This is a genomic window from uncultured Porphyromonas sp., from assembly GCF_947254915.1.
Classification (GTDB): Bacteria; Bacteroidota; Bacteroidia; order Bacteroidales; family Porphyromonadaceae; genus Porphyromonas.
Window position 1 is genome coordinate 1 of the sequence record NZ_CAMYEZ010000074.1, and the last position, 10,815, is coordinate 10,815.

Annotated in this window: 6 protein-coding genes; all 6 read right to left on the reverse strand. The window is 52.4% G+C overall.

Going from position 1 to position 10,815, the window contains the following annotated elements; all coding sequences use genetic code 11:
• Nucleotides 1-292: 292 nt before the first annotated feature.
• The gene (gene mutL / locus Q0X57_RS05490; RefSeq protein ID WP_297728768.1) at nucleotides 293-2,233 is read right to left on the reverse strand and encodes a DNA mismatch repair endonuclease MutL; all 1,941 of its coding nucleotides are present in this window, start codon (nucleotides 2,231-2,233) and stop codon (nucleotides 293-295) included.
• 208 nt (nucleotides 2,234-2,441) lie between these two features.
• Nucleotides 2,442-4,568: an OstA-like protein gene (locus Q0X57_RS05495; RefSeq protein ID WP_297728772.1), complete on the reverse strand. Its 2,127-nt coding sequence runs from the start codon at nucleotides 4,566-4,568 to the stop codon at nucleotides 2,442-2,444.
• A 64-nt stretch (nucleotides 4,569-4,632) separates the two neighbouring features.
• Nucleotides 4,633-6,051 carry a peptidylprolyl isomerase gene (locus tag Q0X57_RS05500; RefSeq protein WP_297728775.1) on the reverse strand — a complete coding sequence of 473 codons (1,419 nt, stop codon included), beginning with the start codon at nucleotides 6,049-6,051 and terminating at the stop codon, nucleotides 4,633-4,635.
• Between the two features lie 25 nt (nucleotides 6,052-6,076).
• Nucleotides 6,077-8,281, reverse strand: a complete 2,205-nt coding sequence (recQ, locus tag Q0X57_RS05505; RefSeq protein WP_297728778.1) for a DNA helicase RecQ — start codon at nucleotides 8,279-8,281, stop codon at nucleotides 6,077-6,079.
• A gap of 100 nt (nucleotides 8,282-8,381) precedes the next feature.
• Complete coding sequence (gene clpX, locus Q0X57_RS05510) at nucleotides 8,382-9,701, reverse strand: ATP-dependent Clp protease ATP-binding subunit ClpX (RefSeq protein WP_297728781.1); 1,320 nt, start codon at nucleotides 9,699-9,701, stop codon at nucleotides 8,382-8,384.
• Nucleotides 9,685-10,401, reverse strand: coding sequence for an ATP-dependent Clp endopeptidase proteolytic subunit ClpP (gene clpP / locus Q0X57_RS05515; protein ID WP_297728784.1), 717 nt, complete (start codon nucleotides 10,399-10,401; stop codon nucleotides 9,685-9,687). The genes clpX and clpP overlap by 17 nt, the downstream gene beginning before the upstream one ends.
• Between the last annotated feature and the right edge of the window lie 414 nt (nucleotides 10,402-10,815).

A 10,815-nucleotide genomic window follows, 5' to 3' on the forward strand; every position in this document is an offset into this window, starting at 1 on the left:
CCTCAAGGGTGTGGGCGGTAAGGTCTAGCGTCCGTTGTAGTACAGCAAGACGAGTAACGGCCTTTACGTGTAATGCGGTCTTTACGTGTAACCAGTGTAGGGACGCACGATCTGTGCGTCCGTCCTCGTTAAAACCATGGCGCTGTACCCTTTGATACAACGGACGCCCTCCCGCTAGACACTTCCGTGCGTCCATACACCGGCTACACGTCTCATCGTTCGGGGACCGTTACACGTCTCATCTTTGCATCGTCTACTTATTAAGGGACGACAGATGTGATCTCAAGGAGGGTTAGAACCACTTGTCGATCTCCTCGGATGTGAGCGAGACCATGATGGAGCGCCCGAGCGGGTCGAACTGCGAATTGGGTGTCAGGAAGAGGTCTGAGATAATCTGACTGGGCTGCGCTGCTCGTGCATGGAGTGTGTGACGCACCAGTTCGCTGGCTTGGCGGAGTGCTTCGCTGGAGAGGAAGAGCTGCGCTAGGATTTCCGCTGGGGGAAGTGTGGTATCCGTATCGTCTTTATCAACCTGATCCAGGTATTCGCCGAGCGTCTTGGTGATCAAGTCAGCGACACCAATGGGGCGGAGTGGCTTGGGGACGGAGGTGATGAGGTAGACGTTTTCGTCTGAGTCTGCGGAGGCTCCTGCTTGCGGGGTGATCTCAAAGCCGATCTGCTGCAAGCTCTCGACCAACTCGTGATGGGTCGGGTAGAGGTCGCTGGGTAGCGACAGTTCCTCGGCAAAGAGTAGTGGCTGTGCTTGGTCAGGCTCCAGTGTGAGCGTAGATATCTGCTGCTCGTAGTAGATGCGTAGTAGCGCACGCTCGATCTGTATGACGGCGAGGCGGTCGCTCATGGTGGTGAAGAGGTAGCGCTCCTGAAAGGTGTAGACCAAGTTGGAGCTGTTGGCCACAGGCTGAGATGTACTAGTGGAGACCGTAAAGAGTGGATCCATCGCTGTGGGGGTTGCCTCAGTGGGATGGCTTTCGGGAAGTGTTGATTCGCCTCGTCTCTGCTGGAAGTCGTCGATAAAGCTTTCCCAATGAGCGGGCGAGCCACTACTCATTGAGGAGAGCGGGTCGAGGGGCTTCTGGTCGTCCGTAGAGACAGCTTTAAAGGGGTTGTACTCAGGGTCTATCTGTACGGGCGGTGGCTGAAGTGCGGTGCTACTCTGGCGTGTGGCATCGTAGGCTGGTATCTCAATGAGCTGATCGGTGCTAAAGGTGATAGCGGGCATAGCGCTGGTGGTGCTGAGGTGCTCTCGTAGCACTACCATGAGGAGCTTGAAGATGGCCTGCTCGTCGAGGAACTTGATCTCGGTCTTGGTCGGATGTATATTGACATCGATGCGACTGGGGTCCACCTGAAAGTAGATAAAGTAGTTGGGCTGGCTACCTGGCGCGACGAGGTCCTCAAAGACGTTCATGACAGCACGGTGGAAGTAGGGGTGCTTCATATAGCGTCCATTGACAAAGAAGAATTGCTGGGCTCCTCTGCGCTTAGCGTCTCGTGGCAAGGTGATGAAGCCCGAGACATTTGCCAAGGGACCCTGGTACTCGATGGGGATGAGCTGCTTGGAGTAGCTTTTGCCTAGGAGGTCTACGATACGATGCTGGAGGTCGCTCTTGGGAAGGTTGCGTATGAGCTTGCCCTCGGAGTAGAGTGTGAAGGCGATCTCGGGGTAGACCAGAGCGATCCGCTCGAACTGGCGGTAGATGTGTCGTAGCTCTGTCTCGGAGCCTTTGAGGAAGCGTCGCCTTGCGGGGACGTTGTAAAAGAGATTCTTCACCGTGATAGAGGTGCCTATCTCGGCAACGGTGGGTGCGGAGCTGATGACCTCAGAGCCGTTGATCAAGAGCTTGTAGCCTATGTCACTGTCGGCTTGTCGTGTGATCAGCTCGATCTGAGCTACAGCCACGATGGAGGCAAGAGCCTCGCCTCGGAAACCCATGGATCGGAGCGTGAAGAGGTCATCGACGGAGGATATCTTGCTGGTGGCGTGTCTCTCGAAGGCCATACGAGCGTCTAGCGGACTCATCCCGACACCGTCATCGATGACGCGCATGAGCTCTTTGCCGGCATCTTGCAACTCAATGGTTATCTGCGTGGCGTGGGCATCGATGGCGTTTTCGACCAGCTCTTTGAGCATGGAGGCTGGTCGCTGGATCACTTCGCCAGCGGCTATCTGATTGGCTATGCTGTCGGGGAGGAGATGTATGATTTCGCTCATAGGAAGGAGAAGAGGGGTCCCTGTCTATAGTATAGTACCCAGACGATGAAGCCTAAGAGAATGAGCATAAGGATGCAGCGTAGGATGATCCCCGAGCGGGCGTAGTTGTCTATCCCTCGGTCTCGTTGCTTCTTAAGATGTCGCGTACCACCGTAGAGGCTCTCGGAGAGGGTGTCACGAAACTCTTCGCCAGAGCCATAGGTGGACTCTACTTGCTTGCCGTCTTCTTTGCTGGTGCCGTCGCTACTTCCTGCTGTGTCGGAGCCTTCGGCAGCTTCGAGCTCTCGTCTGATCTGCTCGATGCGTCGCTGGAGTTGCTCCTTCTTAGGATCCCAGTAGATGGGTTGGTGGTGGAAGGTGCGCGGTTTTCGCGGTCTAAATATGAGTCCCATGAGTATAGTGGTAAGAGGTGCATGTAGCTCTGTAACGAGTCTGCGAGAGACGGTACGGAGCTGGTGTCGCTCTCTAGTGGGCGACGAATGTAGACGGGAAGTGGCTCCACGGCTATGGCAGTCGTATCGGGTGATGCCGTATTCTTAGCTTTTGCTGGCTTAGGCTTCTCAATGGCTTGCTTGTATTCTGTATAGAAGGCTTGCCATGCGGCTAGGCCATCGAAGCCTTTGCTCATCTTGCTGTTTTGCCCCTGCAGTGTGGCGAGCGAGTCGGTAGAGGCTGGAGGCGCTGTACGGTCGGGGATAACATCTTCGGGTGAGAGCGGACGCTTGTCGCCATGCCACTCGGCACCGCTCATCTGACGCAACTCATCGGTGAGGTCTTGGATCGGGTGTATCGTCCCCTCGGCCTTGCCATGCCAGAGGATGTGGTCGAGCTTGTCATCGGTAATGTAGACGTCCATCTGCGGGTTCTTAACCTGAGCCAGAGCGTAGTAGTGCTTCGTTTTCTCCTGTATGAGGTAGTAGCGAGACTCAACGTTGGAGCGGTAGAAAGCGTGGTCAAGGGTTCCCTCGCGAAAGTATGCTTGGATCGTATCGGCCTTGACACGATCCTGCTTAACGGAGTCAAGCCAGCGAACGCTTGACGCATTAAGCCAGGCGAAGGCGTGGTCGATCGTATCGTTGGCTAGATGAGCATAGATGGTGTCGCCCTTGAGCTGGGTCGAGTCGTTCCACAAGATCGGAGAGCCAAAAAGCTTGATGAGCGAGTCTAGGGAGAAGTAGTGCACCGAGTCCCCGATGGCCTGTATATCCTTGCGGTAAAGGCGTACATCGTGATAGCCCTTGGTGTACTTGACCTCTAGCGAATCGGTAGCTCCTGGAGGCGGGGGTAGATTGCGCTTGATCCCCTCCATGATCTCGGCAGACATATATAAGGTGTCCTCCTCAGAGTAGTCCATGACGTAGGCTCGTCCTGTGGCATAGGTGTAGCCGTTGGCCTGATCGAGATAGCCGTAATCGCCGAAGTAGGTGGCCTTGTCCTTTTGGTTGTCTATCACCACGTCGTAGTAGGCCTGGCAGATCTCTCTTTTCTTGTCGTAGAGTATCGAGTCGCCCGTCATGGTGCCATCGGGATGGGTGACGAGAGAATGGTCGAGGAGGATGCTCTGCTCGGTGTCGGTATTGTAAAAGCCACGATCCGTCTCTATCGTGACCGAGTCGGTCGTCTCAATGATGGTGGGGCTAACGATACGACAGATCGAGGTCTTTGTATTGTAGTGCAGGATGTCGGTGTCGAGGGTGAAGCGGTCGTTCTCTAGGTGTACTTGATTCTGAAAGAGCGCTTCGTCAGAGCCTGTGTTGTACTCCCCGTAGACAGAGGTAAGCGTATTGACTGAGTCAGCAAGGGTGCCGAAGTTGTCGTAGTAAGCGACCTTTTGATTTCGATCGTAGAAGAGTCTTTCGGTAAAGAGTGTCGTGACATTCTTGGTCAATATCACATTGTCGTGGAGCTCCGCTAGGGTGGTCATACCATCGTAGGTCATCTCTCCAGCGGTGATTGAGATCGAGTCTCCCTCTTGTATCCGCACATGCCCGAAAGCGTCAAAGGAGTTGGTCTCTTCGTTGAGATTGGCACTATCGCAAGTCATGATCCAGCTACCGTGCCTGAGGCGTACATTGCCTGACAAGATGACAACGTCCGGGAGTATAGCCTGATCGTGGCTGAGGATGTCGGCGTGGTCTAGGATGATGAGACGTTTGCCACCCACCATCGTAGGGGGAGGCGCTGGATCCTCTGCCGTATGAGGCGAAGTGTGTAGCCATACTGTCCCGCCCCAAAGCGGTAGCCCCACGAAGAGGAGCAGAGCGACTGCTAGCAACCCGCTGAGGGTGAGTAGTAGTCGCTTTGTCGTGCTTGCTTCGTTAGGCTGATGGGACATAGACTTTATAATCTAATGGCAGATACAGAGGTACTCTATCGTCTTCCTAGAGGAAGCGTAGGTACTACTTCTTAATCCAACCTGGATACTTGAAGTTGCACTGCTGAAAGTCAGGGCTGATGCGTATATAAGTACTCTTCTGGTGCTGGACGATCCACTTGTCTATCTCCTTCTGCTTCTTATCCTGCAGGGCTAGTTGCTTGATAAGCTGAAAGTCGGTAGCCATATCGGCTCGGTGCCCCGATATACGCTGCTTGAGCTTGAGAAGCACTACCTGGGTATTGCCATTTGCATCCTGAGAAACGAATGCTGGAGAGACATCGCCCACCTGCATCTTGTCTACTTGAGAAGCGTAGTCTTGCTGTAGCTCAGACATTGTAAAGAGCCCTGTCCCATATCGGTCACTCTCCTGATTCTCGTTGAGGAGGAGGCCATAGTTGTTTTTCGTCTCCTCCACGTTGCTACATAGGATGACGGCATCGTCAAAGGAGGTCTTGCCATTGCGCACCACTACAGCGACAGAGTCCGCCTTGTTGACGGCTTGCTGTAGTTTGTCAGGTGCAATGCTGGGCTTGAGGAGTATGTGGCGGAAGTTGATCGTGTTGTCACGCTTCTCAATCAGCTGTACGATATGGTAGCCCGTAGCGGTACGTATGATGGGTGATACCTGCTTGGTGTCAGACAGTGCGAAGACAACCTGTGCGAACTCAGGCTCTAGCGAACTACGAGCCACGAAGCCATACTCGCCACCACGTACAGATGTGCGGGAGTCCTGCGAGTAGAGTCGTGCGATCGTAGAGAAGTCACGTCGCCCAGCCAGGATGTCCTCGGAGTAGCCTCTGAGTTGCTCTTTGATCTTGTCAATAGCTGCTAGTTCTATCTCTGGGGTGATCCTAAGCACTTGCACCTCAACAGCATCTGGTATGTAAGGCAAGCTATCTTGTGGTATCTGAGCGTAGTACGAGCGAATCTCTGATGGCGTGACCGTGACTCCCTGGATGATCTTCTGCTGCATCTGTCGGACAATCTCATTATTGACCGCCATGGTGCGCTGTTGCTCACGAATGCTTGAGTAGGGACGATTGAAGTACTCCTCGAGACGCTCACGAGAGCCGACTTGCTGTACGAGGCTCTCCATAAAGTTGTCTACAAATCGGTCTACCTTAGTATTATCTACCGAGATACTATCGATCTTAGCTTGGTTGAGGAAGAGCATCTGAACCGCTAGTTGCTCCGTCAGGTAGCAGTCGGGGTTTCCCTCGAGGTGCATCCCCTGAGAGCGCATATAGAGCTTTTGATTCTCTATCTCAGACTTGAGTATGGGCTCATCGCCTACGGTCCATATGACCTCATCAACGACAGATCCTCTAGAAGCTTTGTGCTGAGGAGTCTGTGCCGTCAGAGAGAAGCTCGCCAGTAGCGACAAGAGGATGACTGGCATCCCCCAGCGTACGTGTGATATAGATAATCTATAGATAGACATAAGAGTTGTATTGCTAATGTGGTCTTTATTGATTGCAGAAGTAGATGAGCATAGCGAGTCGTAGCTCTGCCTCATTGTAGAAGTCTTCGTATTCGCTGATGAGATCATCCAGGGTACACCCAGGGTGATCCTCTAGGTACTCCTTTAGCTCGTCATAGCTATCCTCGCCCAGCTCGGAGGTGATGAGGTAGTTGAGCTTTACCTTAGTGCCAGACTTGACAATGCGCTCCAGCTCTGTAAGCAGATCGTCTGTGCTGATGGAGTGCGAGATAGCTATATCCTCGAGGATTATCTGACGGTCTAGTTGCTGCACGATAGAGATATGCTGCTTGGTATTGTTGGGCAGAGTGCGGATCTTGTAGTCCTCAGGTCGCTCTATCTCATACTCCTCAACATAGTTGCGTATGATGCGGACAAACTCCTCTCCATACTTGTCGGCCTGCTCTACATTGATACCCGAAATGTTTTTCAGCTCCTGTAAGGTTATGGGGTATAGAGTAGACATCTCCTCAAGTGCTGAGTCGGGGAAGATCCCAGCCGTGCCGAGTCCTAGCTTGGTACTCAGCTTCTTGCGTATATCCCTGAGTATGCTGTATAGAGCGGGGTCCGTGGAGGCCGTACGTCCACGTCCACTAGAAGCAGCGCTATCTACCTCATCATCATCGTCTAGATCATCGTCGTCATCGTCTAGATCCTCCGCATCGGGAGCAACAATCTTGAATGAGGAAGGCTTCTTGATAAACTTTTTACCACTCGGTGTAACGCTCAGAATGCCGTAAGTCTCAGTACTCTCGGTGAGGTACTGTAGCACCAATGCTCGCTCTACGACTAGCTCCCAGATCTCTCGTGAGTAGTCTTCGCCGATACCGTAGGACTTCAGCTTGTCATGATGAAAGTCCTCAATAGGGGCTGTGTCGCAACCTAGTATTACATCAATGACGTGGTCCTTCTTAAATTGTTCTTTGAGCTCCAAGACCGTTTGGAGCAGTTGTTTCAAAAGCTCTTTAGCCTCCATCGTTTGTCTGTTTTTTGCACAATTGTCACACGCTCCACAGTTATCCTGGTCATATCTCTCTCCGAAATAATAGAGCAAATATGCCCGTCGACACATGGGCGTGAGTGCAAAGGTAGAAGTTTTTGCGAGTAATTGCTTACCTATCTCCTGCTCGGCGATAGGTTTTCCCTGCATGAAGTTCTCCAGCTTCTGTATATCTTTCTCATTATAAAAGGCTAAGCAGTATCCCTCGCCACCATCACGACCTGCACGTCCTGTCTCCTGATAGTAGCCCTCAAGGCTCTTAGGCATATCGTAGTGTATGACGTAGCGCACGTCGGGCTTGTCGATACCCATCCCAAAGGCTATCGTAGCGACGATCACACGGCACTCCTCGCTCAGGAAGGCGTCCTGGTTTGCCGAGCGCTCCTTAGCGTCTAGTCCCGCATGGTAGGGGAGAGCCTTGATGCCGTTCATCTGAAGTAGCTTGGAGAGGTTCATCACCTTCTCACGGCTCATACAGTAGATGATACCGCTCTTGTTAGGTCTCTTGCGGATAAAGCGGATGATGCGTGCATTGACATCTTCCCCCTTTGGCTCTACGCTGTAGTAGAGGTTAGGACGGTTGAAGCTAGACTTAAATATATTCCCATCGAGGATGCCTAGATTCTTGCGAATGTCATGCTCCACCTTAGGCGTCGCCGTCGCTGTCAGGGCTATGATCGGTCTGCGACCTATCTCATCGACCACGGGACGTATCTTACGATACTCAGGGCGAAAGTCATGCCCCCACTCCGAGATACAGTGTGCCTCATCGATCGCAAAGAAGGATATCTTGATCTTACGAAAGAACTCAATGTTTTCAGCCTTGCCCAGTGACTCAGGAGCTACATAGAGTAGCTTTGTAGCACCCGCAGAGACATCTTGGTAGACCTGATCCAGCTGGGCTTTATTGAGCGACGAGTTGAGTACGTGAGCTATGTCGTTAGATCCAGTCGTCTCTCTTAGGGCATCAACCTGATTCTTCATCAGAGCAATCAGCGGAGAGACGATGATAGCCGTCCCCTCCATAATGAGCGCAGGGAGTTGATAGCAGAGGGACTTACCGCTACCTGTAGGCATCAAGACAAAAGTGTCGTGACCCTCTAGCAAGCTTTGGATGATCTCTTTCTGATTTCCCTTGAACTCTTCAAAGCCGAAGATCTTACTCAGTAGTTCTGTCAGATTGTGTGTCATGGTAAGTGAGATTGACCGTCAGGAGAGCTGTTGTATAGACTCTCCAAAAGGTGGATAACGATTACATAGAGTGATGCACAGGTTTGTGTCAGAGGTAGATTTAGTTTGCTAGAGAGGCAGTCATGCTCGGCGTCACCTTAGAGCGGGCATACTGCTCTGTGATACGTAGCGTCTTGCGCTTGAGAGAGGGTATCTCGTACATCGCATCAATCATGATCTTCTCCACGATCGAGCGTAGTCCACGAGCCCCCAGCTTCGTCTCAACAGCTATGCTGACGATATACTTGAGTGCCTCCTCGTCGAAGGTGAGCCGTACGCCATCCATCTCAAAGAGCTTCTGATACTGCTTCGTGATGGCGTTCTTAGGCTCCACGAGGATGCGCAGGAGCGACTCACTATCTAGAGCGTCCAGATAGGTGAGGATAGGCAGACGGCCTATGATCTCGGGGATCAAGCCGTAGCGTCGTAGGTCTTGATGAGTAATGTGCGCCAACAGATTGTTTTGGATCGTTTGGTAGTCCATCTGCTGCTCCTTATAACCCACCACACGGGTGTTGAGGCGAGAGCCGATGATGCGCTCGATGCCGTCAAAGGCGCCTGCACAGATGAAGAGAATCTGCTGCGTATTGACCTGGATAAACTTCTGCTCGGGATGCTTGCGACCACCATAAGGAGGAACGTTGATGACGCTCCCCTCGAGGAGCTTGAGAAGGCCCTGCTGAACCCCTTCACCACTCACATCACGAGTGATGGAGGGGTTGTCGCCTTTGCGGGCTATCTTGTCGATCTCATCGATGAAGACGATGCCACGCTCTGCAGCTGCGACGTCATAGTCGCAGTTTTGCAGTAGGCGAGAGATGATACTCTCTATATCCTCTCCCACATAGCCTGCTTGCGTCAGGACAGTCGCATCAACCATCGCAAAGGGCACCTGCAGCATACGAGCTATCGACTGTGCTAGGAGCGTCTTGCCACACCCCGTCGGTCCTACCATAAGGATGTTGCTCTTGGCGATCTCTACATCGTCCAGCTTAGAGCTCTCGTCACTCTTACCGTCCTTCTCTTGGCTAGCTAAGATACGTTTGTAGTGGTTGTAGACAGCCACCGAGAGATACTTCTTAGCATCGCTCTGTCCGATCACATAGCGGTCTAGATAGGCGTCTATCTCCTGAGGCTTGGGTAGCGACTCATAGGTGAGTGGAGCAAATGAAGCGTTCTTGACTTTCTGCTTCTCCTGTTGAGTAGCGTCCAGCACAGGTGCAGAGACAAGCCCGTTCTGATAGAGCAACGTGTAGATCTGCTCAGCACAATCACTACAGATCTGTGCAGAGCCTTCGGCACCTATTAGTATAGGCACCTCGCTCTCAGGACGATTGCAAAAGGAGCATCGACGCTCTATCGAATTACTTTTCTTTGCCATCTGCCTTCTTCTCCTTAGCTGTCTGCTTAGTCGATGTGAGTACTTTGTCAATCATACCATACTCCAGAGCCTCTGCAGCAGTCATCCACTTGTCACGGTCGCTGTCTCGCTCGATATCCTTGACAGAGCGACCCGAGTGATCAGCGATGATCTTGTAGAGCTCAGCCTTCACCTTGAGGATCTCCTTAGCAGCGATTTCTATGTCGCTCGCCTGACCCTGCATACCGCCCATCGGCTGGTGGATCATCACCCGCGAGTGGGGTAGTGCGTAGCGCTTGCCCTCGGCACCCGCTACGAGGAGGACAGCAGCCATCGAGGCGGCCATGCCCGTACACATCGTTGAGACATTACAGCCCACATACTGCATCGTATCGTAGATGCCAAAGCCCGCATAGACCGACCCACCAGGACTATTGATATAAATCGAGATGTCCTTACCAGGGTCCGCATTGTCTAGGTATAGGAGCTGTGCCTGGATTACATTGGCCGTGTAGTCGTTGACCTCCGTGCCGAGGAAGATGATACGATCCATCATCAGTCGGCTGAAGACATCCATCTGAGCCACGTTGAGCTGACGCTCCTCAATGATGGTTGGGTTGATATAGCCTGCAGAGGCAGTTATGTAGTCGTTGAGTGCATTGGTATTCATCCGAAGATGAGCGTGTGCATAGTGGACGAAGTCCTTATTATGGTCTGTCATATTGATGAAGCAGAGTTGTGTGAGTTACTATTTATAGGTTAAAGGAGCGAAGCCAAGCTTCACTTGCTAAAGGTTATAGCTAGGCAAGTCAACCCGACCTAGCTTAATTCAGAAACAAAGATAACGGTATTTCTTAACATACGCTACACCCCTCTCATCGTAGATCCCGCAAATATCCCGAGTAGCTGGTGTAGGGACGCACGGTGAGTGTTTAGCGGGAGGGCGTCCGTTGTCGAACGACGAGACGTGTAACGGCTGGTATGGCTCCGTGACGAGTAGCAGGTGTAGGGACGCACGATCTGTGCGTCCGTTGTGTCAAGGCGAGACGTATAACCCATCATCGTAAAAATTGGACATCGTAGCCTTTAACGGGGACGGACGCACAGATCGTGCGTCCCTACAGCCGTTACACGG